Here is a 26,890-nt window from a genome sequence, read left to right as displayed (position 1 = left end):
GCGGGGCGGGGAGGCGGTCAGCGCTGGGTGTAGACGAAGCCGATCTTGTCGACCTCGTCGCCCGTACGGCCGTGGAAGCCGGCGATCTGCCAGCCCGAAGGCGCGGTACGGGTCACGCAGTCGGAGGTGGTCGTGCCGCCGGCCAGGGTGCGGCCGAGGTTGGTGGTGAACTTCGTGGAGAAGATCCTGGTCCTGCTGTCCTTCACGCCCTGGCACAGCTGCGCCGAGGTGAGGTATTCGCCGCTGCCGAGGGTGAGGGAGGACGCGGTGCCGCCCGTGCCGCCGTGCGCCAGCGTCGTGCCGTTGCTCAGCGTCAACGCCAGCTGGTCGACGCGCGAACCGGCGCGCAGCGAGACGGTGGTGGCCCGGGCACCGGCCGGCACGCTGTCGATGTCGTTGAAGTAGTCGCCGTGCGGCCCGCCGAACTGATCGCTCAGCTGGAAAGCGGAGTTGCGTGACCAGCTGAAGCCGGCGGTGATCGGGTCGTGGTCGGAGAGCATGAGTCCGTCGGAGGTCAGGAAGCTCGCGTGCTCGTTGTTGTAGCGGGTGGCGTTGAGCGAGACGAGCTTGCTGCCCCGGTAGAGGATCTTGTCGACGACCTCGCAGGTGTTGGGCACGGTCGCGCCGGTCTGGTCGCAGACCAGCGCGTCGCTGCCCTTGGCGGGCGGGGTGCCGCCGCGGATGAGCTGCACCCAGGGGTCGGTCAGGCCGTTGGCCGCACTGAACTCGCGGATCGTGTCGCCGGAGCGGGTGTAGCGGGTGTTGGTGTCACCCATGACCACCACGGCGTTGCCCTTGGAGTGGCTCTGGATGAAGGCCGTCAGTTGGTTGAGGTTGTCCGCGCGGGCCGCCAGATCGCCGTCAGTGACCCCGGCGTCGGTGTGCAGGTTGTAGAAGTCGACGAAGACGCCCTCGGCGAGGCGTTCCCGCATGAAGGTGAAGCCCTTGGGGGTCAGGCAGTCGCCCGAGTCGATCTGGCAGGAGTTCCAGCCCGCCCGCTCGAAGTCGTCGGCGTCGTAGGCGATCTTCGACAGGGTGTTGAGACCGCTGCCTGTGCCGGCGCCGCCACTCGTGGGGGTGCGGTAGGCGTGCGCGGTGTCGGCGGCGTAGAGGGTCGCGTGGAAGTTGAAGTCCTCCTGCGCGTGCACGATGTCGTACGGGGCGATCCGCTGACCGATCGCCGTGGTGGCGGACTCCCGGGGCGTCGGCGCGCTGTTGATGATCTCCGGGAGCCCGGAGACGTTGTACGTGAGGACGTTGAACGTGCCCGAGTCGGCGGCGGCCGCGGGGGTGGCCGTAGCCGTGAGCCCGCCGAGAACGGCGGCGGTCGCCACCGCGAGGGCGAGGACTCTGCGGAGGGGAGGCATGGTGGGGGTGTCTCCTGAGGGTGGGAGGGAAGGTCAGTAGCCGACCGAGAACGTGGCGTCGGACCGCTCGGTGGCCGTGGAGACCGGATCGATGCGCAGGACGAAGTTCCCGTGCCTGAGGTAACGGTCCGGGTAGTTGTAGGAGCGGAAGGATGACCATGAGGTGTCGGCCAGCCCCGCCGTCCGGTAGAACGTGGCGTCCTGCGCGAACGCCGACGTCCCGTCGTTGACGGCCAGTTGGAGCTGGTAGTTCACGTGCCGCAGATAGCGGGTCGGATAGTTGACCGACTGGAAGGAGACCCCGGAGCTGTCGGCCAGCCCGGGCGTCAGCTTCCACTGGGAATCGGGGTACGGGTCGAAGGGGTACGCGTCGATGCGCCCCACGTTGTTGGAGTGACGCACGTACCGGTCCGGGTAGTTGTAGGACTTCAGCCGGTTCCAGGCCGGTGTTCCGTACCTGGCGACGAGGTTGTCGTACTCCGTTCCCGTGATCGCCTCGACGGTGCAGTGCTTGGAGTTCAGCGGCTGTGTGTAGAGGCGTTGGTCGACGGGCGTCCAGGTGCCGGCCGCGAGGTTGGTGGACTGCCAGGCGTAGAAGACGCCGTTCGGCGTGTAAGTGTCGCCCCAGAGATACCAGTTGCCAGATGACTGGGACTGTACGAGCGTGGGGGCCTCGGTGCCGCCGTGCGAGACCGGCGTGCTGAACACGGTGAAGCTGCCCGGGTTCAGGGAGGTGGACCTCGCGCCCACCAGTGTCTGGTCCTTCTTGAAGTAGAGGTAGTTCACACCGTTCACGCCGACGGCCAGGTCGCCGTCGATCACGTCGTAGCCGGGGTCGAAGAAGACCTGCGCGGCGGACGCCGTGACGAAGTCGGTGGTGTAGTTCACCATGATCACGTTGTGGCCACTGGAGTTGACGGCCGAGTAGATGATTCCGTACTGGCCGCGGCCCGCGTCCCAGAAGGCCTCGGGGGCCCAGCTGTGGGTGGCCATCTCGTGCAGCTTCAGCCGTCGGTAGCCGGTGAAGGAGCGCAGGTCGGCCGAGTCCCAGACGTGGATGTACTGGCTCTGCAGGCTCCAGTCGGTGCCCTTGAGATCGGTCGCGATCACCACGAAGCTGCCGTTCTGCTTGCGCATGATGAACGGGTCACGCAGGCCGCCGGTTCCCGCGGTCGGCGTCACGACCGGGTTGTTCTGGTTCAGCGGGGTCCACTGGAGCGAGTCGGTGCTGACGGCCAGGTGGAGGCCGTAGTCGGCGCCGAGCCAGTCCGGGGACTCGGTGAAGTAGCCCATCACGTACGCGGGTCCGGTCGCCGCACGGGCGGCAGGGGCACCGATGACCAGGCTGCCGGTGACGGCGGCCATCGCCCCCAGCACACCGCGGCGGGACGGGTCGAGGCTGTTGTTCATCCGGATCCTCTTTCTCGCGGGGCCGGTCATGCCCAGGCCGTGACGGGGACGAAGGAGCTGTCCTGGCGGAACAGGTCGGTGCCGGCGGTCAGTTCCACCCGGAGCTGGTAGTTGTAGTGCCGCAGGTAGTAGCCCGGGTAGTTGTACGACTCCAGGCGGACGGCGCCGGTCGACGCACCGGTCCTGGCGATGAACGTGGCGTCCTTGGCGAACGTCGACGTGCCGTCGTTCGCGTCGAAGCGGGCGCGGAAGTCCCAGTGCCGCAGATAGTTGCCGGCCGCGTCCCGGAAGGAGTAGCCGTTCGCGTCGGCGAGGCCCGCCACGATCGTGAAGGCGGAGGCCTGCTTCTCCGCGGTGGTGCTGGAGCTGGTCACCACGGGCAGGTTGAGCAGGGCGGACTGCTCCTGCCAGTAGCGGGTGGTGTAGTTGCCGGACCGGAGGGAGCGGGTGGCGGCGGTCGGCAGGGTCACGCCGCCGGCGACTGTCTCCCTGATGACGGTGAAGTGGCGGGCGGTGCCGGAGATGACGGGCAGCTTCTTCGGGGCGCTCCAGGTGGCGAACGTGTCGTAGCTGTCGCTGAAGTAGTAACTGCCGTCGCCGTAGCCGTCGAAGAAGATCCGCCAGCCGCCGTTGTCGAGCTGGACCAGAGCGGCGCCTTCACGGGTGCCGCCCCAGCCGGCCCAGTCGCCGGTCCTGCTGATGGTGTACGGGCCCGTGAGACCGGAGGAGGTGGCGTACTCGATGTACTTCGTCGTCTCGTTCTTCGTGAACGCGTGGTAGGTCGAGCCGATCTTCACGATGAACGTGTCGATGTGGTTGGCGCCGATGCCGGACAGGGCGACGGGTGAACTCCAGGCGGTGAGAGCGGAGTTGGTTGCTCTCAGTCGATACGGCGTGAAGGTCCACTCGTCGCTGGTGGCCGAGCAGGACACGATGATGTTCACGCTGCCGTCGCTGTCGACGAACCACTCGGGCGCCCACGCGCGCGAGAGGTTGGCGACGGGGACCGTGTAGTCGTACAGGAAAGTCCAGTTGAGCCGGTCGGAGCTGCGGGCGAAGCCGATGGTGGTGCTGGTGTCCTGCCAGGTGTGCGTGGTGTAGGTGATGTAGTAGTAGCCGTCGGTGTGCCGGAAGACGCTGGCGTCCCTGATCCGGTTGCTGGGCGGTGTGTACGCGGATGCCTTGAGGAGTCTGAAGTCGGTCGCGTCGTCGGACTCGTAGACGTTGACGGTGCCGTCGTTGCTGTTGAGGAACGGCACGATGGTGTAGCGGGTGGCGTAGCCCCGGGCGGGGGCCGCCGCGGCGGCGGTGCCGAGCGTTCCGGGCAGGCCGCCGAGCACCAGGGCGGTGGCGGGCAGGGTGGCCATGGCCCGCAGCAGGCTGCGCCGGGACGGCGGAACGGGCTGCGCGGGCGTGTCCGATCTGATCATGTGCGGCTCCTTCACGATGACCTCCGCATGCCGGAGAGCCGGAGCGATGGTGTCCCGCCATCCACTCCAACGTGTTCGATATATCGAATGCTGTGCGACATGCTGTGCGAGACATTACGGTAAGGGCTTACTGCTGATGTGAACAGAGCCCGCGGAGGCGGAAGTTGGGCGTGTTCACCTGCGGTGTCGGCCGCCGCTGCCCGCCGGGTGCCGATGATCCTGCTTAGGCTGGTTCGCGTGACACAGAAGAGCAGCAGACCACTCGCCGTGTTCGACCTCGACGGCACACTCGCGGACTCGGCGCATCGGCAGCGGTTCCTGGAGCGCGAGCCGCGGGACTGGGACGCGTTCTTCGCGGCCGCGCCGCAGGACCCGCCGCTCGCCGAGGGCGTCGCGATGGCGCTGGAGAGCGCGGTGGAGTGCGAGGTGGTCTACCTCACCGGGCGACCCGAGCGCTGCCGTCGCGACACACTCGACTGGCTGGCCGCACAGGCGCTGCCGGAGGGCCGCCTCTGGATGCGGCGCGACGACGACCGCAGGCCGGCCCGCCGGACCAAGCTGGAGATCCTCCGTAGGCTCGCCCGCGACCACGAGATCCGCGTCCTCGTCGACGACGACGAACTCGTCTGCGCGGACGCCGCACGGGCGGGCTTCACGGTCGTACGGGCACGGTGGACCGGCGCGTCGGAGGGGCTGCGGGACGCGCAGGAGCGGGAAGGGCGGACCTGAGGGGGGACGCCGGGCTCCTCTTGACGCGGTGGCGCTGGTCGCCATTACCGGGAGGGCAAGCCGGCTGCCACCGAGGCGACGACGGGCAACGCCCACTGGCCTCCGCGTGGGAGAGGGACTGCCGATGTGCGACTGCCGTGCGGGAGAGGGGCAGTCGATGTGCGACTGCTTTGCGGTGAGGGGCTGTCGGCGTGTGACTGCCGCCCTTGCCCACGGGTGGGTGGTCGCGTCCGTCTCCCGGCCGTCCAGGGGGCGGGCCACGTCGGCCTCCCGGAGCCCGGCGAGCGATCGCCGGGCTCCGGGAGGCCCGTGGACTCACCGCCGGCCTTCGTGCCCAGAGGCGGCCGCCGTTCCCCTCGGTCAGGCGCTGTCGCCGTCCTCCAGGCGGAAGCCGACCTTGAGGCCGACCTGGTAGTGCTCCACCTGCCCGTTCGCGATCTGGCCCCTGACCTGCGTCACCTCGAACCAGTCCAGGTTGCGCAGGGTCTGCGAGGCGCGGGCGACGCCGTTGCGAATGGCCTGGTCGATGCCCTCGTGGGAGGTGCCGACGATCTCGGTGACCCGGTACGTGTGGTCGGACATGCGGTGCTCCTCTCCGCCGTGGCGGGTGTGCCACGCGTCATTCCACGGTGCCCCACAGTGCGGCGGTCCGCGAGGTGTAGGGGCTCACCGTGGACGACACGTTCGCCCGCCGCTACCCGGCGGTGCTCAGCGACAGTGCGAACCGGCCCTCCTTGTCCGTCCACCAGTGGGTCAACTCAAAGCCTGCCGCGGCCAGTTCGCCGCGTACGCCCTCTTCGCGGAACTTCGCCGAGATCTCGGTGCGCAGTTCCTCGCCGTCCGCGAAGTCGACCGTCAGATCGAGGGAGGGGATCTTCACGGTCTGCTCGGCGCGCGACCGCAGCCGCATCTCGATCCACTCGTTCTCGGCGTCCCAGAGGGCGACGTGGTCGAACGCGTCGGGGTCGAAGTCGGCGCCGAGGTCGCGGTTGACGACGTTCAGCACGTTCTTGTTGAACGCGGCGGTCACCCCGGCCGCGTCGTCGTACGCCGCGACGAGCACCGACTCGTCCTTGACCAGGTCCGTGCCGAGCAGCAGCGCGTCCCCGGGCGACAGCAGGGGTCGTACGGAGGAGAGGAACGTGGCGCGTTCGGCGGGCAGCAGGTTGCCGATCGTGCCGCCGAGGAAGGCCACCAGCCGCGGCCCGGGCGTGCCGGGAAGCGCGAGACCGCCGGTGAAGTCCGCGATGAGCGCGTGCACGCTGAGATCCGGGTGCTCGGCGATCAGGGCGTGCCCGGCCTGGGTGAGGGCGGACTCGCTGACGTCGACGGGCACGTACGTGTGCAGGCCCGGCAGCGCGTCGAGCAGATGGCGCGTCTTCTCGGACGATCCGGAACCCAGCTCGACGAGGGTGCGCGCACCGGTCGCTCCGGCGATCTCGGCGGCCCGGGCGATCAGGATCTCGCGCTCCGCCCGGGTGGGGTAGTACTCGGGCAACTCGGTGATCTGCTCGAAGAGTTCGCTGCCGTGAGCGTCGTAGAACCACTTCGGCGGCAGGGTCTTCGGGGTGTGCGTCAGACCGTGCAGCACGTCGGCGCGCAGGGCGGCTTCCGTGGCGTCCTCGGCCAGGGTGCGGGTGAGGAGGAACGGACTCACGTGCGGGGCTCCTTCGGTGGTGCGGATGCCATGTGGTCGTGCGGGTCCTTCAGCGGGCTGAGCAGGACGTCCTCACGGGTCGCGGAGAGCAGGGTGCGATCCGGTACCTCCCGCCAGTGGGGGTTCTCGTCGTACGGCTCGGAAGCCACCACCGTGCCGCGGCCGGGCTCGGTGAGGTACCAGAGGGTGTCGCCCCACGCCGTCGCGGTGATCGAGTCGCCGTTGGTGAGGAGCAGATTGAGCCGGGACCCGGGCGCCGCCTCGGCCACCTCGACGACCGTGTCGGCCAGCGCCTGGCTCTCGTCGTCGCCCTGGCGCAGCCGGTGCAGGAGCAGCGCCCAGACGAGCGCCGAATCGGATCGCGACTCCAGCGACAGCAACTCCACGACGGGAAGGCTCGGGACGAGAGGGGCGAGGGAACGCGGCCACCCGAGCACGGCGCCGTTGTGGCTGAACAGCCAGGGGCCCGCGGCGAACGGCGCCGCCGCGGCCTCGCCGTCCGCCCCCGCGACGGTCGCGTCCCGGACCGCCGCGAGCAACGAGGTGGTTCTGACGACGCGAGCCAGATCCGCGAACGACTGGTCGCCCCAGATGGGTCCGCTACGGCGGTAGCGTGCGGGGACCGGGTCACCGGCCGCGTACCAACCCACTCCGAAACCATCGGCGTTGACCGTGCCGTGCTGCTGGCGGCGGGGAGCCCAGGACTGCCGGAACAGGCTGTGCGGCGGTTCCACGAGCAGGCTGCCCATCGCCTCCGCGGGGCCCAGGAAGGCCAGATGACGGCACATCAGGCGTCCCCCGATCGGGCCGTGCGGAACCCGGAGAAGATCTGCCGCCGGATCGGGTAGTCCCAGTTGCGGAACGTCCCCCGGCAGGCCACCGCGTCCACCGCGAACGAACCGCCGCGCAGGATCCTGTTCTCGGGCCCGAAGAACACCTCCGAGTACTCCTTGTACGGGAAGGCCGCGAACCCGGGATAGGGCGACAGCTCGCTCGACGTCCACTCCCACACGTCGCCGATCAACTGGCGTACACCGAGCGGCGATTCACCGGCCGGAAAGCTGCCGGCCGGGGCCGGGCGCAGATGGCGCTGTCCCAGGTTGGCGTGCTCGGGGCCCGGGTCGGCGTCGCCCCACGGGTAGCGCGTGGAGCGACCGGACGCCGGGTCGTGTCGGGCCGCCTTCTCCCACTCGACCTCGGTGGGCAGCCGCCGCCCCGCCCAGCGGGCGTACGCGTCGGCCTCGTACCAGCTGACGTGCAGCACCGGTTCGTCGGCCGGCACCACCTCGGTGACGCCGAAGCGGCGGCGCAGCCACTGCCCGGCCTCGCGGCGCCAGAACAGCGGTGCCTCGATGCCGTGCGCCCGGATGTGCTCCCAGCCCTCCGGAGCCCACCAGCGTGCGGTGCCGTAGCCGCCGTCCGCGATGAACTCCTGGTAGGCGGCGTTCGTCACCGGTGTCGTGTCGATGAAGAACGACGGGACCTCGCGCCGGTGCGCGGGCCTCTCGTTGTCCAGCGCCCACGGCTCCGTGGAGGTGCCCATGGTGAACGGGCCGCCTGGCACGAGGACTTCGGCGGGACCGGTGAACACGGGCGCGGGCGCGGGATCCGGAGCCGTCAGGGCCGCCGGTCCCCTGCGGAGCTGATGGGTGATCAGCATTGTCTCGTCGTGCTGCTGTTCGTGCTGCGCGATCATCCCGAAGGCGAAGCCCGCCTCGGTCAGCCGGGTGGAGCCGAACGCCGTGCTCTCCAGGATGTCCAGCGCCCGCCCGCGCACCTCGGCGGCGTACAGGCGGGCTTCCCCGGGCGGCAGCAGCGGCAGCGAGGGCCGTTCGGCGCGCGGATGCTCGAAGGCGTCGTACAGCCCGTCGATGTCCGGCCGCATCGCCTCACGCCCGGCGACCGCTCGCAGCAGCCACAGTTCCTCCTGGTTGCCGATGTGCGCCAGGTCCCAGACCAGCGGCGACATCAGCGGTGAGTGCTGCGCGGTCAGGTCGGGCTCCTCGACGCACGAGGTGAGGAGCGCGGTGCGGGCGCGGGCCGTGGTCAGCGCGTCGAGGGCGCGCTCCCTGAGCGACTCCGGGTCCGTGGGTGTCGCGGATTCCGTTACGGATTCGGGGGCGGTCATGAGCCGGTGTCCTTCCCGTGGAACTGACCGTTGAGCCGGCCGTCGGACCGGTCGCGCAGCCGATCGTCCGACGGGCCCTGGATCTCGGTGAGCAGATCGTCGGCGGGGCAGCGGCCCCGGGCCACGAAGCGGTCGATGTACTCGGCGACGGCGTCGAGGACCTCTGCGGTGGCGCCGAGCCGGGGCAGCGCCTCGGCCGCCGCGGCGAAGCAGATGGCTGCGGCCTCGTGCAACTCGGGATCTTCCAGGCCGTGTTGTGCGGCGGCCTCCCACAGCGGATTGCGCGGCGCCGGCCGCGAACCCGCGCGCTCCGCCAGGGGCTTGACGGTCCGGTAGGCGATCTCGGCGGCCTCGGCGTCGTCGAAGAGGGCCGCCGTGACGGCGAGCGGGACGATCCACCCGTCGTCGCCCGGCTGCGCGTCGATCATGCGCATTTCCAGATGACCGCGCGGGCGCACCGGCGGGAACAGGGTGGTCAGGTGGTAGTCGAGGTCGGCGCGGTCGGGCGGGTTGTCGGAGCGGGTCCACGCCCGGAAACTCATGCCCTCCGGCACGTCCCACGCCCCGCTGGGCGCCCGTACGCACATCACCGGCGCGTCCAGGACCCGCCGGGCCCAGGCGGCACGCGGCTCGGTGCCCAGGTCGGGGGCGTCGGACCGCCCGGGGTCCATCGCGGCCCACAGCGACTGCCGGGTGGAGCGCCATCCGGTGCGCCGGCCCCGGGCCATGGGCGAGTGGGCGAACGCGGCCACCAGGACCGCACCCAGGTGGTGCGCCATCCACCAGCGGCGCCCGTGCCCGAGCGGGCCCGGCTCCTCGTACCCGGCGTCCAGGCACACCTGGACGGAGGCGGAGGTGCACATCATGGCGCGGCCCTCGGGACCCGCGCGGTCGAGGCAGCGCTCCATGGCGTCGTACCGGGGCTCATGGAGGAACCGGCTCGGAGGGTTCCAGGGATCCTGGCCGTAGCCGCTGAGGCCGAGACCCGCCTCGCGCAGTACCGCGCGTACGGCGTCGAGGTCGGCGGACACGGACCCGACGCACTCCATCAGGGAGGTGGCGGGAAGGGAGCTGAGCTCCAGCTGTCCGCCGGGTTCGACCGTGAGGGCCGAACGCAGGGGCAGGGTCCGCAGTGCGGCGTAGGCCGCTTCCAGTCGTTCCGGTGTCACCGGGAGCCGCGGTCGCCGCAGCTCGTGGACGAGCCATTCCACTTCCACGCCGAGATACCGAGGTGGTCCGGTCTTGAAGCAGATGCCTCGGACCAGCGCCTCCACCTCGGCCTCGGTGACGGCGGAGCGATGCTCCGTACAGTCACTTACCGAATCGGACATGTCAGGATCCTCCTGAGATCTCACCATGCCGCCGGCCCGGGCGTCTGTGGGGCCGGACCGGTCGTGCAAGTCCCACCCAAGACCACGTACACCTGTTCGCACAAGGGTACAAAGCGTTGCCTTCCGGACCGGGAAACACCTTTTGCAAGCCCTGGAAACTCTGTTGCGCCGCACGACCAGCATCGCTCACGATGCGTTCATGGGCACGACGGGGGAGACCGCGGGGGTGGGCCCAGGGCGTGTACGGGGGTGACGCCCTGGGCCCCCTCCCGCCCGCCGGAGGTTCGGATTCCGCCCCCGGCCGGATCCCGACGCGCGACTGCCCCGGACATCAACACGGTCCCGGCCCGCGAAACCCCGGCCGGCCACGTCCGATCGTCTTCATTGCGGCGGCATTGCAACCGTGTGGCCAGGTGAGCGAAGTGGTTCCGCGTGCCGAACGGCCGTGTCTACGGTGCGGGTGCACATCACTGCGGAAGGCGGGATCCACCATGTCGGTGACCGACGAACTCCTCACGAACAACGCCCGGTACGCCGCCTCCTTCCAGGGCCCTCTCCCACTGCCGCCCTCCCGGCAGGTGGCCGTCGTGGCCTGCATGGACGCGCGCCTGAACGTCTACGGGATCCTCGGACTCAACGAGGGCGAGGCACACGTCATCCGCAATGCCGGCGGCGCCGTCACGGACGACGAGATCCGTTCGCTCGCCATCAGCCAGCGCCTGCTGGGAACGCGGGAGATCGTGCTCATCCACCACACCGACTGCGGCATGCTCACGTTCACCGACGCCGACTTCAAGCAGCAGCTGGAGAAGGAGACGGGACTGCGCCCGTCCTGGTCGGCGGAGGCCTTCTCGGACCTCGACCAGGACGTCCGGCAGTCCGTCAAGCGGATCACCACCAGCCCCTTCGTGCCGCACACCGACTCGGTGCGCGGTTTCGTCTTCGACGTCGCGACGGGCGAACTCCGCGAGGTCGCCGCCGCTCAGTGACCAGGGTCCGGAACGCCCGAGCCCGCCTGCCCACGGGCCGCCTGCCCGTGATTCCGCGGGCAGGCGGGCTCGGGAGAGGCCGCGCCACTCACCGAGAGGCGCTCAGCGCCACCCGTACCGCTCCCGCAACCTGTGCACGACGGAGTTGAACCGCATCCGGTCCAGCGCGCACGCCTCGCGTCGCATCCCGTCCTCGTGCAGCCGCAGCACACGGTCCACGGCCACCCACGAGTCCCGCCCGGTGCGGTCCCACGGTCCGCTGCCGATCGGCACCCACTCACGGTCGCCGTCGTGCCGCTTGCTCGAGAGCTGGACGGCGAGGAAGGTTCCTGCGGCCTCCCGGGCGACGACCAGCACCGGGCGGTCCTTGCCCCGGCCGTCGTTCTCCTCGAAGGGCACCCACGTCCAGACGATCTCACCGGGGTCGGGGTCACCGTCGTGCGCGGGGGAGTACTCGGTCCGAACCCGGCCCACCTGGCGGGGTTCGGCCTCCGTGGTCGCGGTGGGGCCGTAGCGGCCCGGGACGTCTTCTTCGGTTGAGGCAGTCACGGGGTCACGGTACTTCGGGAGCGGGGAGGCCAACTCCCGTACCCCCGAAGCTCAACCTCCCGTACTCCCGAAGCTCAAGGTCTCACGCCTTGTCCTGCTCCACCGGCACCCGCTCGGAGCGCGGCGGCACCACGCCGTTGCCGCCCGCGGCCCCGCCGTCCGCGCCCGTACCGTTCTGGTTCATCGACGCGAGCAACTGCCGTGCCAGACCCAGCCCGGTGCCGCCCATGGTGAGCGCCTTGGCGAACATGTCCGACATCCCGTCCGCGCCGTTCAGCAGCACCATGTGCTCGACGTTGCCGAACGCGCTCGCGCCCGCCCGGACGATCTCCGGCCAGTTCTCGGCGAGTTGCTGCGCGACCACCGCCTCCTGGTTCTCGGCGAGGGCGGCGGCCCGCGCCTTGATGGCCTCGGCCTCCGCGAGACCCTGGGCGCGCGTCGCCTCGGCGGCGGCGAGTCCCCTGGCCTGGGCGGCGGCCGCCTCGGCCTCACCGGTGGCCCGGGTCGCCGTCGCGGTGGCCGCGCCCCGCGCCTTGGTCGACTCCGCCTCGGCGGCCGCGGCCGCCTTGACCCGGGTCGCCTCGGCCGCCGCGGCGAGCTCGGTCTCCCGCGCCTTGGCCTGCGCGGCGGAGATCCGCGCGTCACGCTCGGCCTCGGCCTTGGCGCGCGTCTCGTACGCCTTCGCGTCCGCCGGCTTGCGGACGTCCACCTGGAGCTGCTGTTCCCTGCGCTGCGCCTCGAGTTCGGCGATCCGTGTCTGCTGTACGACGACGTCCTGCCGGGCGGCGGCCTCCGCGAGCGGACCGGCCTGCTGGGCCTTCGCCGACGCCTTGTCGCGCTCGGCCTGGTAGCCGGCCTGGAGGATCTCGCTGTCCCGGGTCGCCTCCGACATCCGGGCCGCGGCCTTCTGCTCGGCCTCGGTGGCGAGCCGGTTCGCCTCGGCCTGCGCGATCCGCGCGTCACGCTGTACGGCGGCGGCGTGCGGCATGGCGAGGTTCTTGATGTACCCGGTCGGGTCCTCGATCTCGTGGATCTGCAGCGAGTCGACGATCAGGCCCAGCTTCTCCATCTCCGTCCCGCAGGCGGCCCGCGTCTGCCCGGTCAGCTTCTCCCGGTCACGGATCATGTCCTCGACGGTCAACCCGCCGACGATGGACCGCAGATGACCCGCGAACACGTTGTGCACCCGCTCCGCCATCAGCTTCTGCTGGTCCAGGAAACGCCGGCCCGCGTTGGCGATCGACACGAAGTCGTCGCCCACCTTGAAGATGACCACGCCCCGCACCTTGAGCGGAATGCCCTGGTGGGTCACGCAGTCCACGGACAGCTCGGTCTCGTTGAGATCGAGCGACAGCTTGCGCACCGCCTGCACACCGGGCATCACCAGCGTGCCGCGCCCCGTCACGATGCGGAACCCCATGCCTTCCTCGATGCCTTCGGTCCGATGTTTCGAACCGGAGATGATCAGCGCTTCGTTGGGCTCCGCGACGCGCCACATCAGCTTGAAAATCACCACGATGAAGATCAGCGCGAGGACAACCGCCCCCGCCACGACGCCGACAACCATCGGCATACGCCCCCTTTTGATGGTGCCCTTTCGGCACCGAACGAAGGGAGTGTGCTCCTGCGCGAGGCCGGGGTACAGAAGCTGACGGATCCTTGTTGCAATCTTGACGAATACGGCTCTCACCTGGGACGAAAGGCGCACACACGAGCTCTCGACACGTCAGCTGTCGTATGCGGCGGAGACGTACACGGTCCGGGGCGGCAGGTACTCCACGACCATCACCACCGTGCCCGGCTCGATGCGGTCCTTCGCCAGGGCGGGGTACGCGAGGAAGTGCTCGGCGCCCCCGCGCACCCGGACGATCACCTCGCCGACGAGCCCGGGCCCGATCGTGCCGGTGACCCGCCCCATCAACCCGACCATCGACGCATCGTCCATGGCCACAGCGTACGGCCGGACGTCGCCGGTCACCGTGCGCCGGACCAACTCCCCTACGCCGCGGGGGAGTCAGCGGCGGTGCGGTGCGGCGGCCACCGTTCGTGCCAGCGCTGGTCCGCCTCCAACTGAGCGGCCAGCGACACGAGCAGCGGCTCACTGTCGGCCGGACCGAGCAGCTGCGCGCCGACGGGCAGACCGTCGCCCACGAATCCCGCGGGCACGTTGATCCCGGGCCAGCCCAGCACGTTCCACGGCCACGCGTACGGGCACGCGGCGATCATCGCGCGGTCGGTGCCCAGCCCGTTCAGGTTCACCATCGAGCCGATGCGCGGCGGGGGAGCGGCGGTCGTCGGCGCGAGCAGTACGTCGTACGACTCGAAGAGCACGCCGATACGCCGGTGCAGCGCGGCCTCGGCCCGGCGGGCCAGCCGGAGGGGAGTTCCGCCGAGTACCCGTCCCAGCCGGGCGGCGTCGCGGGTGCGCCGGTCGAGGAGGTCCGGCCGTGGCACCTCGCGCACCCGCTCGGCGAGACCGACTGTCGCGCGCGGGACGAACGACAGCCCGACCCGCCCGTACCTCGGCTCCGCCTCCTCCACCACGTGCCCGAGCGCCGCCAGCCGCTCCGCGAGCGCCAGGACCCGCTTCCGTACGGCGGGATCGAGCCGGGCGGGCAGCGCTGTGAACGGCGGCTTCAGGGACAGCGCGATGCGCAGCCGGCCCGGCTCGCGGCCCACCGCGTCCGACACACGCAGTGCGGGCGGCCGGTGCAGGTCACCGTCGTGCTGACCGCTCGCCGCGTCCAGCAGGAGGGCCGCGTCGGCGACCGTGCGGGCGAGGGTGCCGTTGACCGTGATGCCCTGGAAGGACTCCGGGCGCGGCCAGGTCGAGATCCGGCCACGCTGCGGTTTGATCCCGATCAGATGGGTCCAGGAGGCCGGGATACGCACCGAGCCGGCACCGTCCGAGCCCAGCGCGGCCGGGACCAGGCCCGCCGCGACGGCCGCCGCGGATCCGCCGGACGAGCCGCCCGGCGTGTGGCCGGCGTGCCAGGGGTTGCGGGTGGCGCCGAAGGCGGGCCCCTCGGTGAAGGGCCACTGTCCGAGTTCGCAGGTGTTGGTCTTGCCGATGACGATCGCGCCGGCCGCGCGCAGCCGGCGTACGGCCTCCCCGTCCGCCGGCCGGGCCGGGAATTCGCCCGGGCAGCCGAACGCGGTCGGTTCGCCCGCCACGTCCATGTCGTCCTTCACCGCGACCGGCACCCCGAGCAGCGGTCGCCGCACCCCCGCGGCCAGTTCCCGGTCCGCCGCGTCGGCCTCGGCGAGCGCCGCCTCGGCGCGCACCAGGCGGAAGGCGTTCAGGGAGGGCTGGGTCGCCTCGATCCGGGTCAACGCCCGCTCGACCGTCTCGCGCGCGGTCACCGCGCCGTCTGCGAGGGAGCGAGCGCACTCGGCCAGACCTGGGGCGCGGTCCGGAACAGGGTCAGGAGCCATGTCGGGAGCCAACGCGGGACACCTCCGGAGAACGTCGTCTACCGAACGGTAACCTCCCGACGGGCCGGCCGGTGCGGGACGCCGAACTCCCTTTGCGGAAGGGGGAGTTCCGGCCACCGGAGGAGTCCGGAACCGCCCCGGCGCAAAGCGGCGCGCCGTGCTTCTGCAAGGATGCGTCACGTCATGGTGCAGATACCGAAGCAGTCCGCCTTGTCAACGCCCGCACAACGACCCGTGCCGACGAGTGCCGATGTGGCACGCCTGGCGGGCGTCTCCCGCGCGACCGTCTCGTACGTCCTCAACAACACCAGCGCCGTCCGGATCAGCGAACCCACCCGCCGCCGTGTCCACGAGGCGGCCAAGGAGCTCGGGTACGTCCCGCACGCGGCCGCCCGCAGCCTGCGCGCCGGTCACAGCCGCATGGTCCTGATGCCCGCGCCGTCCGTACCGGTCGGCCCCCTCTACGGCCAGTTCTTCAGCGAGTTCCAGTGGGCCCTGGGCCGTCTCGACTACACCGTGGTGCAGCACGGCAGCGCCGGTCTGCACGGTGACGAGGCCGCCCGCGCCTGGGCCGAGCTTCGGCCGGTGGCCGTACTCGTGCCCGGCAGCAAGCTCGGCCCGGAGGGCGTGGCCGTCCTCAAGCGCTCCGGTGCCCGGGCCGTCGTCACGATGGGCCCCGAGCGCATCGAGGGCGCGCACGCGCTGCTCATGGACCACGAACGGGTCGGCAACTGCGCGGGCGCCCACCTGGTGGCCCGCGGCCGTCGCCGCGTGGGCGTCGTGGTGCCCCGCGAAGCCGGCCTGGAGATCTTCTCCGAGCCGCGCCTCGAAGGCGTACGGCGCGCCCTGCACGGCACCGGCGCGACCGTGACCGAGCTGCCGCTCGCGTACGAGGAGCAGGCCGCCGCCCGTCTGGCGGCACGCTGGCGCTCCCTCGATCTCGACGCCGTGTTCGCGTACAACGACGAGTACGCGATGCTGCTGGCCCGCGCCCTCCAGGACGAGGGCGTCGCCATCCCGGACGAGACGGCCGTCATCGGCGCCGACGACCTGATGCTCGGCCGTCTGCTGCGGCCCCGGCTGAGCACCGTGCACATCGAGCTGCCGTCCGGACGCGACCTCGCCGAGCTGGTGGACCGCGTGGTGCGCGAGCCCGGTCTCGCACCCGAAACGCACGAGGTGCTGGGGGCGAGGGTTGTGCACCGCGAGTCGAGCTGAGAGAGGCTGGGGACTGTTCCCCGGCTGGATCGGACACGGAGGCACGTCATGCGGACCACGGTCGGCATCATCGGCGGGGGTCCCGCGGGTCTGCTGCTGGCCCGGCTGCTGCACCGGGCGGGCGTCGACTGTGTCGTCCTGGAGAGCAGGACGCGGGCGTACGCCGAGCAGCGCCAGCGTGCCGGAATGCTGGAGCAGGGCACGGTCGACGCGCTGCGCGAGTGCGGCGCCGCCGACCGGCTGGACGCCGAGGGCCTGATCCACCAGGGCATCGAGCTGCGCTTCGACCGCGAACGCCACCACCTCGACTTCCCCGCCCTCACCGGCGGCCGCACCGTGACGATCTACGCCCAGACGGAGATCGTGAAGGACCTCACCGCCCTCCAACTCGCCGAAGGGCCACCGCTGTTGTTCGGGGCAGAGGCGATCGGCGTGGAGAAGCCGGAGAGCGACGCGCCTCTGGTGCGCTTTGTGCACGAGGGGCGCGAGGAGACCCTGAGCTGCGACTACGTGGTGGGCTGCGACGGCTCTCACGGCATCGCGAGTCAGGCGTTCCCGGCCGCGGTGAGCCGCACCTACGAGCACGTCTATCCCTACTCCTGGCTCGGGATTCTCGCCGATGTGCCGCCCTCCTGCGAGGAGCTGATCTACGCGCGCGGCGACCGGGGCTTCGCGCTGCACAGCATGCGTTCACCGTCGGTGTCGCGGCTGTATCTCCAGGTCCCGAACGACACCGATGTCCAGGACTGGCCCGACGAGCGCGTCTGGGACGAACTCGCCGCGCGGTTCGCCATCGACGGCGACTGGCGGCTGGAGCGGGGGCCCATCGCGTCCAAGTCCGTGACGTCGATGCGGAGTTACGTTCACGAGCCGATGCGCCACGGCCAGCTCTTCCTCGCCGGGGACGCGGCTCACATCGTGCCCCCCACCGGTGCCAAGGGGCTCAACCTCGCGGTGTCCGACGTCCGGGTGCTGGCGCGCGGTTTCGCGGCGCTGCACCGTACCGGATCGACTGAACTCCTCGACCGCTACTCGGAGTTGTGCCTCGAAAGAGTGTGGCAGGCGACCCGCTTCTCGTACGACATGACCAGGATGCTGCACGCCCGGCCGGACGGGGATCCCTTCGACCACCGTGTGCAGCTCGCACGTCTGCGCCGGATCACGGTCTCCCCTTCCGCGGCCGCCGAACTGGCCGCGAACTACACGGGATTACCTCTGCCGCTGTGATGTCGGCGCCGATGCCGATGCTGGTGCGGATACCGATACCGATACCGATGCCGTGCTCATGCTCCGCGACCGGCCGGAGGGCCGACGGCATGGCCGCCGTACCCTCTGCCGCGCCATCGCGATCCGATCCGATGGTGCGCGCGGGGCCTACTGGCCGGCCTGCGCCTGCTGCTCGGCGACGGACTTGCGGACCTCGTCCATGTCCAGCTTGCGGGCCTGGCCGATGACGTCGTCCAGAGCGGCCTGGGGGAGTGCTCCCGGCTGGGCGAAGATCGCGACCTGGTCGCGGACGATCATCAGCGTCGGGATCGACTGGATGTCGAAGGCCGCGGCCAGCTCGGGCTGCGCCTCCGTGTCGACCTTGGCGAACACCAGGTCGGGGTTGGCCTCGGCGGCCTTCTGGTAGACCGGGGCGAACTGACGGCACGGCCCGCACCAGGATGCCCAGAAGTCGATCAGGACGAACTCGTTGTCCTTGACCGTCTGGTCGAAGTTCTCCTTGGTGAGTTCCACGGTGCTGCTCATGCGTGTCTCCCTGATTCTCGCGTCGGATCGTGCCGGTTCGCACAACGCCGCATACCGGTGCCGTATTCCGCGCGCATACCCCGTGTGGCCACCGAACGCACCAGGAACCAGACTGACCCCATGACGGAAACGGAATCCATCGCGTACGACGTCGTGGTGCTCGGTGCCGGGCCCGTGGGGGAGAACGTCGCAGACCGCGCCCGCGCGGCCGGCCTCTCCACCGCGATCGTGGAAAGCGAACTGGTCGGCGGCGAGTGTTCCTACTGGGCCTGCATGCCCAGCAAGGCCTTGCTGCGCCCGGTCATCGCCCGCGCCGACGCCCGCCGCATGCCCGGACTGAGCCAGTCCGTGCAAGGCCCCCTCGACGCCTCCGCGGTCCTCGCACGCCGCGACTACTTCACCTCGAACTGGAAAGACGACGGCCAGATCGGCTGGCTGGACGGCATCGGCGCCGACCTGTACCGCGGACACGGGCGGCTCGACGGGCCGCGCACGGTCACGGTCGAGGGGCCGGACGGCGAGCGGAAGGTGCTCACCGCCCGGCACGCGGTCGCCGTGTGCACCGGCACCCGCGCCCTGCTCCCCGACCTGCCGGGACTCGCCCAGGTCAAGCCCTGGACCAGCCGCGAGGCCACCAGCGCGCAGGCCGCGCCGGGCCGGCTCATCGTGGTCGGCGGCGGTGTGGTCGCCGTCGAGATGGCCACGGCCTGGCAGGCCCTCGGCTCCCAGGTCACGGTCCTGGTCCGTGGCAAGGGCCTGCTGCCCCGCATGGAACCCTTCGCGGGGGAACTGGTGGCCGAAGGCCTCCGGGAGGCGGGTGCCGACCTGCGCACCGGCATCTCGGTGACCGCGGTGAGCCGTGAGGGCTCGACCGTGGTCGTCCTGACGGACACCGGCGAGCGCCTGGAGGCCGACGAGATCCTCTTCGCGACCGGCCGCGCGCCCCGCACCGACGACCTCGGCCTCGACACGGTGGGTCTGGAGGCGGGCTCCTGGCTCGAGGTCGACGACAGCCTCCGGGTGACCGGCAGCGAGTGGCTGTACGCGGTCGGCGACGTCAACCACCGTGCGCTCCTCACCCACCAGGGCAAGTACCAGGCCCGGATCGCGGGCGCCGCCATCGCCGCCCGCGCGGCCGGCGTACCGCTCCTGGAGACGGACCCCTGGGGCGCCCACGCCGCGACCGCCGACCACGCGGCCGTACCTCAGGTCGTCTTCACCGACCCGGAGGCCGCCGCGGTGGGCCTCTCCCTCGCCGAGGCAGAGCAGGCGGGCCACCGGGTCCGCGCCGTGGACGTCGACATGTCCTCGGTGTCCGGCGCCGGACTGTACGCGGACGGTTACCGCGGCAAGGCGCGGATGATCGTCGACATCAACCGGGAGATCGTCCTCGGCGTCACCTTCGTCGGCCCCGGAGTGGGCGAACTGATCCACTCGGCGACCATCGCCGTCGCCGGCGAGGTGCCCATCGGCCGCCTGTGGCACGCGGTCCCGTCCTACCCGACGGTGAGCGAGGTGTGGCTGCGGCTGCTGGAGGCCTACCGGGACGCGTAGCCCCGACCGGCCGGCAGGGTGCCCTCGCCCGGGGCACCCTGCCGTAGGCGGCCGGAGTGGCTCGGCCGGGCTACTTCCGGCGAGTCTCGGCGGGCGCGCCTGCGGCGGCCGGAGCGCCTCGGTCGGGCGCCACTCCCTCCGAGGCGGCCGGAGCGGTTCAGCTCGGCAGCGTGAAGCCGAGGGCGGAGGCCGCCTCGTCGGGCGTCGGCTGCGCCCAGCGCTCCGCCATCGCCTGGTTCGAGGACAGCGAGCGCGTCTCGGCCCGGTCGAGGTAGAGCACGCCGTCCAGGTGGTCCGTCTCGTGCTGGACGATCCGCGCGGGCCAGCCCGTGAACACCTCGTCGACCGCGTTCCCGTCCTCGTCCAGCGCGCGCAGCCGCACCTCGGTGTGCCGGGGCACCACGGCCTGCCAGCCCGGCACGCTCAGACAGCCCTCGAAGAACACCGCACGGCCGGCGCCGATCCCCTCGTACGACGGATTGACGAGCACCCGGAACGGCTGGGGGACGCGCCCGCGTGCCAGCCGCACCTCCTCGGACACCGGTGCCGGGTCCTCGATGACCGCGAGCCGCAGTGCCACCCCGACCTGCGGCGCCGCGAGGCCGACACCCGGTGCCGCATGCATCGTCGCGCGCAGGGCGGCGACGAAACGGGCCAGCAGCCCCACGTCCAGTTGACCGTCGAACGGCTCGGCGGCACGGCGCAGCACCGGGTCGCCGGCGGCCACGATCGGCAAGGGGCCCTCGTGGGACAGGAGTTCCTCGATCTGGTCACTGAGGGAGCGGGCGGCGCTGGGATCACGTTCGAATGCCATCCCGCCAGGATGCCAAGCGGGCGGGTGCGGTGCGAGGCGGCGCAGTGCGAGTTCCCCCACCTTCCCGAAAGTGACGCACGTCACCCATGCGTCCGGGAACTCCGCACCCCCGTGCCCCGACTACTGGACCGCCACCGGTCAAGGGACCCCCCACTCCCGGCCCACGGCCCGAGCCCGTCCCCTGCCCGACCGGAGAAACCCGCCGATGTCCACCGCTCCCCCGATCACGACGGACGAGTCCCCGCGGTCCGCCACCCCGGCGCCCACCCGAAGAGGCTGGTCCTCGCTGCGCCCCCTGGTGCTGCGCCTGCACTTCTACGCGGGAGTGCTCGTCGCCCCGTTCCTGCTGGTCGCCGCGGCCACAGGCTTCCTGTACGCCGCCTCGTTCCAGGCCGAGAAGATCATCTACTCGCATGAGCTGACCGTCCCGGTCGGCGACGAGAAGCTGCCGATCTCCGAGCAGATCGCCGCCGCCCGCGAGGCCCACCCCGAGGGCACGATCTCGGCCGTACGTCCTTCACCGGAGGCCGACGCGACGACCCGGGTCCTGCTCTCGGGCGCCCCCGGCATCGATGCCACACACTCCCTCGCCGTCTTCGTCGACCCGTACACCGCGAAGGTGCGCGGGTCCCTGGAGCAGTACGGCTCCTCCGGCGCGCTCCCGGTGCGCACCTGGATCGACGAGTTCCACCGTGACCTGCACCTCGGAGACAACGGCCGTCTCTACAGCGAACTCGCCGCCAGCTGGCTGTGGGTCATCGCGAGCGGCGGGCTGGTGCTGTGGTTCGTGCGCCGACGCGCGCAGCGCAAGCTGCGTGGGACGAGCGGGCGCCGCCGCACCCTGGGACTGCACGGCACGGTCGGTGTCTGGGCGGCGATCGGCTTCATCTTCCTCTCGGCGACGGGCCTGACCTGGTCGACGTACGCCGGTGCCAACATCGACGTCCTCAGGACCTCGCTCGGCCACTCCACCCCCTCGGTGTCCACGGCCGCGGGCGGCGAGCACGCGGAGCACGGCGCCGCGGCCGGTACGGGTGATACGGCGGACGGAGCGGGTGACTCGGCGGAGGGCGCGGGAATCGACGCGATCCTCGCCGCCGCCCGCGCCAAGGGCCTCGGCGATCCGGTCGAGATCACCCCGCCCGCCGACGCCGAGTCCGCGTACGTCGTCAAGCAGGTCCAGCGAAGCTGGCCCGAGAAGCAGGACGCGGTGGCCGTCGACCCCGCGACCGCCGAGGTCACCGACGAACTCCGCTTCGCCGAGTACCCGTTGCTCGCCAAACTGACCCGCTGGGGCATCGACCTGCACACCGGTTCCCTCTTCGGCCTCGCCAACCAGATCGTCCTGATGGCCCTCGCGGCCTCGCTGATCCTGCTGATCGTCCTGGGCTACCGCATGTGGTGGCTGCGCGGCCGGGCCTCCGCGTTCGGCCGTCCCGTCCCGCGCGGCGCCTGGCAGCAGGTCCCGCCGCAGATCCTGGTCCCCGCCATGGCGACGATCGCCGTGCTGGGCTACTTCGTCCCGCTGCTCGGTATCCCGCTGGCCGTGTTCATCGGCGTGGACGTACTGCTCGGTGAGATCGCGCACCGGAGGGGGAAACGCACGTACGGCAGCGGCCAGGCGACGTGACCGTGCCTGCTCGTCGCCCGTGTCCCACGTCCTGCGTACCGCGTCTGAGGACGGGCGGGTCAGGGCTGCCGGGGCGACGGCTCGTCCGTGGCTTCCGCGGCCTGCTCCCGGCCCGTCGTGGCGGACCAGCTGGCGAGCAGCTTCAGGCCGTCCTCGGTGGCGGTTCCGGGGGGCGCGCTGTAGACGAGCACGCTCAGGCCGCTCTCGTCCGGCAGGTTCATGGTCTCCTGATCGACCTCCAGGAAACCGACGACCGGATGGTTGAGGCGTTTCGTGCTCTGGCGGAAGACATGCACGTCCTGGGAGCCCCACATCACCCGGAAGGCCTCGCTGCGGGTGGAGAGTTCACCGATCAGGTTCGACAGTTCCCGGTCGTAGGGGTTCTTCCCCGCCTCGATACGCAGCGCGCCCACGGCGAAGCGGGCCATGTGCTCCCAGTCGACGTAGAACCGCCTGGCCGCGGGGGTGAGGAACGAGAACCGGGCGACGTTCGCCCCGCAGGTCGGGTCGGCGTACATCTCCGAATACAGCGCGCGGCACAGCGGGTTGGCGGCCAGTGCGTCGAGGCGGCTGTTCATCACGCACGCGGGCAGCCCCGGCATCCCCTCGACGATCCGCGCCACGCTCGGTCGCACCGTCGGCCGGACCGCCCGCTTCCGGGCCCGCGCCTCGGGCGCCGGTCCCGCCGCGTGGGCGAGGTCGTACAGGTACATGCGCTCGGTGTCGTCCAGCCGCAACGCCCGTGAGAGGGCGTCAAGGACGCTGTCGGAGACCCCTCTGAGGTTCCCGCGCTCCAGGCGGGTGTAGTACTCGACGCTCACCCCGGCGAGCGTGGCGACCTCGCCCCGGCGCAGTCCGGCCACCCGGCGTTGGCCGTACACCGGCAGACCCGCCTGCTCGGGGCTGATCCTGTCGCGTCGGGAACGGAGGAAGGCGCTGACGGCATCCCGGTTGTCCATGAGGACAGGGTAGGCAGGCGGCGCGACGGGTGGGGGACCCTGCCAGTACCCCTCACAGCGGGGACTCCCCCTTCACGGCCGGCTCCCGTTGCATGGTGCCTGCCCCGGAAAACCCGGGGCCCGGCGGGAGCGAGGACCTACACGCCCCGGCCGGTCACTCCGGAGCCGGGTTCCGCACGAGGGCCCGAGCACCGGACAGGACCCAGCGAGGGAAACACCATGACCACCACCTGGTTCATCACCGGCACCTCCTCGGGGTTCGGGCGGCTGCTCACCGAGCACCTCCTGGCCCGTGGCGACCGTGTCGCCGCCACACTCCGCAGGCCCGAGGCGCTCGACGATCTCCGCGCCGAGCACGGTGACCGGCTATGGACGGCCCGGCTCGATGTCACCGACGCCGAGTGTGTACGTCGTGTCGTCGACGAGGCGTTCGAGGCCCTCGGCACGATCGACGTCGTCGTGAACAACGCCGGCTATGGCCTGCTCGCCTCCGTCGAGGAGGCGTCCGACGAGCAGATCCGGCGGGTCGTCGACACCAACCTGCTCGGCTCGATCCATGTCATCCGCGCCGCGCTGCCGCACCTGCGCGCCCAGGGCCGGGGCCGCATCCTGCAGGTCTCCACCGCGGGCGGTCAGACGACCTATCCGAGCCTGGGCTACTACCACGCCTCCAAGTGGGGCATCGAAGGGTTCTGCGAGACCATCGCCCGCGAGATCGCTCCGTTCGGCACGGCCCTGACCATCATCGAGCCGGGTGCGACCCCCACCGGCTTCGGCAGCTCGCTCGACACCGCACCACCGATGCCCGCCTACGCGAACACCCCCGCGGGTCACACCCGGCAGGCATTCGCGGACGGGGCCTTCCCGGTGCCCAACAGCGCGGAGAAGATCGCGACCGCGATGATCGACCTCGTCGACTCCGACGCGACCCCGCTCCGCCTGCCGCTCGGCCCCGACACCTACGAGGACGTCCACGCCGCACTTACCGCCCGGCTCGCCGAGCACGAGGTTCATCGCGACGTCGCCCACTCGGTGGCGGCGGCGAAACCCGCCGGGTGACCCTCCGGAGGGGTCCGCTCCAATGCCGGTGCCGCTCAGGTCGGCCGTTTCAACGCCGGGCCGGGGGAGTGGAACCCGCCGAGGGCGCACGCGAGAAGGCCGGTCACCGTGGTGACCGGCCTTCTTTGGCGGCGTCGTCCGCTACATCTGCATCTACCGTGCCGACAGGCAGCTGCGCCCGCTTCGGCGACCGGCGGTTACACCTGCTCGAAGTCGCCCGCGAGAGCCGAGGCGATCCGCAGGTGCTGCTCCGCCTCCGTGGACCGGCCTTGGCGCTCAAGGGTGCGCCCGAGCATCAGCCGGGCGTAGTGCTCGACGGGGTCGAGCTCCACGAGCGCCCGCAACTCGGTCTCGGCGCGGCGCAGTTGAGCCGAGTGGTAGTAGGAGCGGGCCAGCAGCAGCCGGGGTCCCACCTGCTCCGGCACCTCCTCGACCAAGCCACCCAGCACCCGCGCCGCGGCGGTGTAGTCCCTGGCGTCGAAGAACATCCGCGCCCGCTCCCAGCGCTCCGCGGCCGTCCCGTGGTCGTAGTACTTCGTGTCCACTGCTGACCTCCTTTGACGGCCACAACGGCGGGTGGTAGTTGAATATTCCACGACCTGGACCCCGGGGGCTACAGGGCGGCCAGCTCCGCGTCGGCCCGCTCCGTGATCAGAGTCAGTACCCGCCCGGCGGTCGCCAGGTCCTCGGCCGGAATGCCCGCGTACAGCCGCGCGGCGATCTCGTTGCCGCCCGCGCGGACTCCCTCGAACAGCTCCCGGCCGCTTTCCGTGAGCGCGACCTGCCCGCCCACAGGCTCCAGCAGCTTGGCGTCGGTCATCTCGGTGACGGTCCCGTCCGCCGCTGATTCGTCGATCTTCAGTGCGCCGGTCAGCCGGTCCACGAGCCAACCTCGCTCGACCGTCCCGCCGTTGTCCGAGACGGCCCGGAGGGCAACCGACTGGTTGAAGGTGGTTCCGGTACGGGCCAGCACGTTCTCCAGGAGGGCGCGGCTCGCGTAGTGCGCCAGGCCTATGGTCTGGCCGTTGGCGCGGGGAGTGGTGGCGGTCATGACTGCTCCTTCTCGGAAGTTTCCTGCTGGGAGTGGTCTCTCCCGGAACGTGGATCGAGCGGTACGTCGAGCAGGGTCACCAACTCGCGCTTGAAGGCCTTCGTGCGCTCGCCGTCCAGCCCGCCGAGCGGTTCGAGAAGCTGGTCCAGAAGACCCCGCACCACCTTGATCGCGCGGCGCGTGACCTCGTGCCCTTCCTCCGTGAGCGACAGCTGGACCGCCCGGGGGTCGGCCGGATCGCGTGTCCGGTCGAGGAGTCCGGCCGTCTCCAGGGCGCGGGCCAGCTTCGACACGTAGAGCGGTTCGAGTCCGGTGTGATCGGCGAGCGCGCGCTGGCTCGGTCGTCGGCCGTCCCTGTGCATTCCGTACAGCGACGCCACCAGCGAGTACTGCGCGTGGGTCAGGCCCAGCGGTTCGACCGCCCGGTCGACGGCCACCCGCCACTTCGTCGACAGGCGCCAGACGAGGAAGCCGGGCGTCGCGTTCTCCGGTGCGGAACTCTTCGAACTCGTGCTCATGCGGAATACAGTACATAGCTACTATAGCCATGGCTACTATTTTTGAGCTGTTCCGGCGAATGGCCTACGAACGGCTGAGGCGCCCGCGACCCGGGACCTGGGCCCTCTGTCGGTTCTGCGCCAAGTGCCCCTCAATGGGCGGGTCGATGACCTGACGGCGGGTCCTCGGCGGGGCTAGGTTGTGGGCCATGAGCAATCTTGATCGCGAGGCGGTACCCGCCCTGTGCGGTGGCCGTGGGTTCGTGGTGGCCGAGCCGGTGCGTGAACTCCTCAGCCCCCGTCGGGTCAAGCTCGGCGAGTCCACCGAAGTCCGCCGCCTGCTGCCCAACCTGGGCCGGCGCATGGTCGGCGCCTGGTGCTTCGTCGATCACTACGGGCCCGACGACATCGCCGACGAGCCCGGCATGCAGGTCCCGCCGCACCCGCACATGGGCCTGCAGACCGTGAGCTGGCTGCACGAGGGCGAGGTGCTGCACCGCGACTCCACGGGCAGCCTCCAGACCATCCGCCCGCGCGAACTGGGCCTCATGACCTCCGGCCGGGCCATCAGCCACTCCGAGGAGAGCCCCAAGGCGCACGCCCGGCTCCTGCACGGCGCGCAGCTCTGGGTAGCTCTCCCGGACAGCCACCGGCACACCGACCCGCGCTTCGAGCACCACGCCGAACTGCCCCTGGTCACGGCTCCGGGCCTGCGCGCCACGATCATCCTGGGCGCGGTCGACGGCACGGCCTCACCCGGTACGGCGTACACCCCGATCGTCGGCGCCGACCTGGCCCTCGCGAGCGGCACCGACGTACGCCTGCCTCTGGAGCCCGACTTCGAGTACGCCGTACTGTCCATGTCCGGCGAGGCCCATGTCGACGGCGTACCGCTACTCCCGGGCTCGATGCTCTACCTCGGCTGCGGCCGCACCGAACTCCCCCTGCGCGCCGAGTCCGACGCGGCCCTCATGCTGCTCGGCGGTGAACCGTTCGAGGAGGAGCTGGTCATGTGGTGGAACTTCATCGGTCGGTCCAACGAGGACATCGCACAGGCCCGTTCGGACTGGATGGCGGGGTCGCGGTTCGGTGAGGTGGTGGGGTACGACGGGGCGCCACTGCCCGCTCCGGAACTTCCGCCGGGGCCGCTGAAGGCGCGGGGGAGGGTGCGCTGAACCGGGGGTCCAGCTCTGGTGTGGGCCTCTCGCGGGATGCGGCTGCCCCGCTCGGCACCCCTGTGGACGGAGGGGTGTCCTTGGGCGCGTCGGCGAACGCCTAGGGCGATTCGTCGAGCGGGCGTCGCCTGCGTGAAGCACGCTGCCCTGCTCGCC

26 protein-coding genes are annotated in these 26,890 nt (G+C 71.1%); 8 read left to right on the top strand and 18 right to left on the bottom strand.

Going from position 1 to position 26,890, the window contains the following annotated elements; genetic code table 11:
* Positions 1 to 17 precede the first annotated feature (17 nt).
* Genes ACIBLC_RS12585 through ACIBLC_RS12575 form a run of 3 tightly spaced genes read right to left on the bottom strand, consistent with a single transcriptional unit; the run spans position 18 to position 4,207 of the window.
* On the bottom strand, positions 18 to 1,367 hold the full coding sequence (locus ACIBLC_RS12585; protein WP_399210841.1) for a jacalin-like lectin: 1,350 nt from the start codon (positions 1,365 to 1,367) through the stop codon (positions 18 to 20).
* A 33-nt stretch (positions 1,368 to 1,400) separates the two neighbouring features.
* A complete protein-coding gene (locus ACIBLC_RS12580; protein WP_399210840.1) occupies positions 1,401 to 2,777 on the bottom strand; it encodes a glycoside hydrolase family 43 protein in 1,377 nt (458 codons plus the stop codon).
* 26 nt (positions 2,778 to 2,803) lie between these two features.
* A complete protein-coding gene (locus ACIBLC_RS12575) occupies positions 2,804 to 4,207 on the bottom strand; it encodes a glycoside hydrolase family 43 protein (RefSeq protein ID WP_399210839.1) in 1,404 nt (467 codons plus the stop codon).
* Between the two features lie 237 nt (positions 4,208 to 4,444).
* Here ACIBLC_RS12575 and ACIBLC_RS12570 point away from each other — a divergent pair, with 237 nt between their 5' ends.
* Positions 4,445 to 4,936: a hypothetical protein gene (locus ACIBLC_RS12570; protein WP_399210838.1), complete on the top strand. Its 492-nt coding sequence runs from the start codon at positions 4,445 to 4,447 to the stop codon at positions 4,934 to 4,936.
* A 360-nt stretch (positions 4,937 to 5,296) separates the two neighbouring features.
* On the opposite strand, the gene ACIBLC_RS12565 is transcribed toward ACIBLC_RS12570, so the two are convergent.
* From ACIBLC_RS12565 to egtA, 5 genes are all read right to left on the bottom strand, one after another.
* Entirely contained in the window at positions 5,297 to 5,518 is a 222-nt protein-coding gene (locus ACIBLC_RS12565) for a dodecin (protein WP_399210837.1), read from the bottom strand.
* Between the two features lie 112 nt (positions 5,519 to 5,630).
* Entirely contained in the window at positions 5,631 to 6,593 is a 963-nt protein-coding gene (gene egtD / locus ACIBLC_RS12560) for an L-histidine N(alpha)-methyltransferase (protein ID WP_399210836.1), read from the bottom strand.
* Positions 6,590 to 7,381 (bottom strand): ergothioneine biosynthesis protein EgtC, encoded by a 792-nt coding sequence (egtC, locus tag ACIBLC_RS12555; RefSeq protein ID WP_399210835.1) that lies wholly within the window; start codon positions 7,379 to 7,381, stop codon positions 6,590 to 6,592. Before egtC ends, egtD begins: the two co-directional genes overlap by 4 nt.
* Positions 7,381 to 8,721: an ergothioneine biosynthesis protein EgtB gene (egtB, locus tag ACIBLC_RS12550; RefSeq protein ID WP_399210834.1), complete on the bottom strand. Its 1,341-nt coding sequence runs from the start codon at positions 8,719 to 8,721 to the stop codon at positions 7,381 to 7,383. The genes egtC and egtB overlap by 1 nt, the downstream gene beginning before the upstream one ends.
* On the bottom strand, positions 8,718 to 10,052 hold the full coding sequence (gene egtA, locus ACIBLC_RS12545; protein ID WP_399210833.1) for an ergothioneine biosynthesis glutamate--cysteine ligase EgtA: 1,335 nt from the start codon (positions 10,050 to 10,052) through the stop codon (positions 8,718 to 8,720). Before egtA ends, egtB begins: the two co-directional genes overlap by 4 nt.
* 491 nt (positions 10,053 to 10,543) lie before the next feature.
* Here egtA and ACIBLC_RS12540 point away from each other — a divergent pair, with 491 nt between their 5' ends.
* Positions 10,544 to 11,041 carry a beta-class carbonic anhydrase gene (locus tag ACIBLC_RS12540; RefSeq protein WP_399210832.1) on the top strand — a complete coding sequence of 166 codons (498 nt, stop codon included), beginning with the start codon at positions 10,544 to 10,546 and terminating at the stop codon, positions 11,039 to 11,041.
* Between the two features lie 102 nt (positions 11,042 to 11,143).
* On the opposite strand, the gene ACIBLC_RS12535 is transcribed toward ACIBLC_RS12540, so the two are convergent.
* The 4 genes from ACIBLC_RS12535 to ACIBLC_RS12520 all read right to left on the bottom strand — a co-directional run bounded on the left by ACIBLC_RS12535 (position 11,144) and on the right by ACIBLC_RS12520 (position 15,025).
* Entirely contained in the window at positions 11,144 to 11,590 is a 447-nt protein-coding gene (locus ACIBLC_RS12535; protein WP_399210831.1) for a type II toxin-antitoxin system PemK/MazF family toxin, read from the bottom strand.
* A gap of 82 nt (positions 11,591 to 11,672) precedes the next feature.
* Positions 11,673 to 13,163 (bottom strand): SPFH domain-containing protein, encoded by a 1,491-nt coding sequence (locus ACIBLC_RS12530; protein ID WP_399210829.1) that lies wholly within the window; start codon positions 13,161 to 13,163, stop codon positions 11,673 to 11,675.
* A gap of 153 nt (positions 13,164 to 13,316) precedes the next feature.
* Positions 13,317 to 13,541, bottom strand: coding sequence for a hypothetical protein (locus tag ACIBLC_RS12525; RefSeq protein ID WP_399210955.1), 225 nt, complete (start codon positions 13,539 to 13,541; stop codon positions 13,317 to 13,319).
* A gap of 47 nt (positions 13,542 to 13,588) precedes the next feature.
* A complete protein-coding gene (locus tag ACIBLC_RS12520) occupies positions 13,589 to 15,025 on the bottom strand; it encodes an amidase (RefSeq protein ID WP_399210828.1) in 1,437 nt (478 codons plus the stop codon).
* Positions 15,026 to 15,208: 183 nt separating this feature from the next.
* On the opposite strand from ACIBLC_RS12520, the gene ACIBLC_RS12515 reads away from it, so the two are divergent.
* The gene (locus ACIBLC_RS12515; protein ID WP_399210827.1) at positions 15,209 to 16,243 is read left to right on the top strand and encodes a LacI family DNA-binding transcriptional regulator; all 1,035 of its coding nucleotides are present in this window, start codon (positions 15,209 to 15,211) and stop codon (positions 16,241 to 16,243) included.
* Between the two features lie 48 nt (positions 16,244 to 16,291).
* Positions 16,292 to 17,470, top strand: a complete 1,179-nt coding sequence (locus ACIBLC_RS12510; protein ID WP_399210826.1) for a 4-hydroxybenzoate 3-monooxygenase — start codon at positions 16,292 to 16,294, stop codon at positions 17,468 to 17,470.
* Between the two features lie 147 nt (positions 17,471 to 17,617).
* Here ACIBLC_RS12510 and trxA read toward each other — a convergent pair whose 3' ends face one another.
* Positions 17,618 to 17,995: a thioredoxin gene (gene trxA, locus ACIBLC_RS12505; RefSeq protein WP_399210825.1), complete on the bottom strand. Its 378-nt coding sequence runs from the start codon at positions 17,993 to 17,995 to the stop codon at positions 17,618 to 17,620.
* Between the two features lie 120 nt (positions 17,996 to 18,115).
* Here trxA and ACIBLC_RS12500 point away from each other — a divergent pair, with 120 nt between their 5' ends.
* The gene (locus ACIBLC_RS12500; protein ID WP_399210824.1) at positions 18,116 to 19,549 is read left to right on the top strand and encodes a dihydrolipoyl dehydrogenase family protein; all 1,434 of its coding nucleotides are present in this window, start codon (positions 18,116 to 18,118) and stop codon (positions 19,547 to 19,549) included.
* A 157-nt stretch (positions 19,550 to 19,706) separates the two neighbouring features.
* Here the strand turns inward: ACIBLC_RS12500 and ACIBLC_RS12495 are convergent, their stop codons facing one another.
* Complete coding sequence (locus ACIBLC_RS12495) at positions 19,707 to 20,363, bottom strand: peptide deformylase (protein WP_399210823.1); 657 nt, start codon at positions 20,361 to 20,363, stop codon at positions 19,707 to 19,709.
* Positions 20,364 to 20,568: 205 nt separating this feature from the next.
* On the opposite strand from ACIBLC_RS12495, the gene ACIBLC_RS12490 reads away from it, so the two are divergent.
* Entirely contained in the window at positions 20,569 to 21,993 is a 1,425-nt protein-coding gene (locus tag ACIBLC_RS12490) for a PepSY-associated TM helix domain-containing protein (protein ID WP_399210822.1), read from the top strand.
* Positions 21,994 to 22,052: 59 nt separating this feature from the next.
* On the opposite strand, the gene ACIBLC_RS12485 is transcribed toward ACIBLC_RS12490, so the two are convergent.
* On the bottom strand, positions 22,053 to 22,952 hold the full coding sequence (locus tag ACIBLC_RS12485; RefSeq protein ID WP_399210821.1) for a helix-turn-helix transcriptional regulator: 900 nt from the start codon (positions 22,950 to 22,952) through the stop codon (positions 22,053 to 22,055).
* A gap of 219 nt (positions 22,953 to 23,171) precedes the next feature.
* Between ACIBLC_RS12485 and ACIBLC_RS12480 the strand changes: the two genes are divergently transcribed.
* Complete coding sequence (locus ACIBLC_RS12480; protein WP_399210820.1) at positions 23,172 to 24,011, top strand: SDR family oxidoreductase; 840 nt, start codon at positions 23,172 to 23,174, stop codon at positions 24,009 to 24,011.
* Positions 24,012 to 24,208: 197 nt separating this feature from the next.
* On the opposite strand, the gene ACIBLC_RS12475 is transcribed toward ACIBLC_RS12480, so the two are convergent.
* The 3 genes from ACIBLC_RS12475 to ACIBLC_RS12465 form a co-directional block, all read right to left on the bottom strand.
* Complete coding sequence (locus ACIBLC_RS12475; protein ID WP_399210819.1) at positions 24,209 to 24,556, bottom strand: tetratricopeptide repeat protein; 348 nt, start codon at positions 24,554 to 24,556, stop codon at positions 24,209 to 24,211.
* A 68-nt stretch (positions 24,557 to 24,624) separates the two neighbouring features.
* Positions 24,625 to 25,062 (bottom strand): MarR family winged helix-turn-helix transcriptional regulator, encoded by a 438-nt coding sequence (locus ACIBLC_RS12470; protein ID WP_399210818.1) that lies wholly within the window; start codon positions 25,060 to 25,062, stop codon positions 24,625 to 24,627.
* Complete coding sequence (locus tag ACIBLC_RS12465) at positions 25,059 to 25,580, bottom strand: MarR family winged helix-turn-helix transcriptional regulator (RefSeq protein WP_399210817.1); 522 nt, start codon at positions 25,578 to 25,580, stop codon at positions 25,059 to 25,061. The genes ACIBLC_RS12470 and ACIBLC_RS12465 overlap by 4 nt, the downstream gene beginning before the upstream one ends.
* 188 nt (positions 25,581 to 25,768) lie before the next feature.
* Between ACIBLC_RS12465 and ACIBLC_RS12460 the strand changes: the two genes are divergently transcribed.
* Positions 25,769 to 26,734, top strand: a complete 966-nt coding sequence (locus tag ACIBLC_RS12460; RefSeq protein WP_399210815.1) for a pirin family protein — start codon at positions 25,769 to 25,771, stop codon at positions 26,732 to 26,734.
* Positions 26,735 to 26,890: the final 156 nt, after the last annotated feature.

It is taken from the genome of Streptomyces sp. NPDC050535, assembly GCF_044457665.1.
Taxonomy (GTDB): Bacteria; Actinomycetota; Actinomycetes; order Streptomycetales; family Streptomycetaceae; genus Streptomyces.
This window is presented reverse-complemented; position numbering and strand designations above follow the sequence as displayed.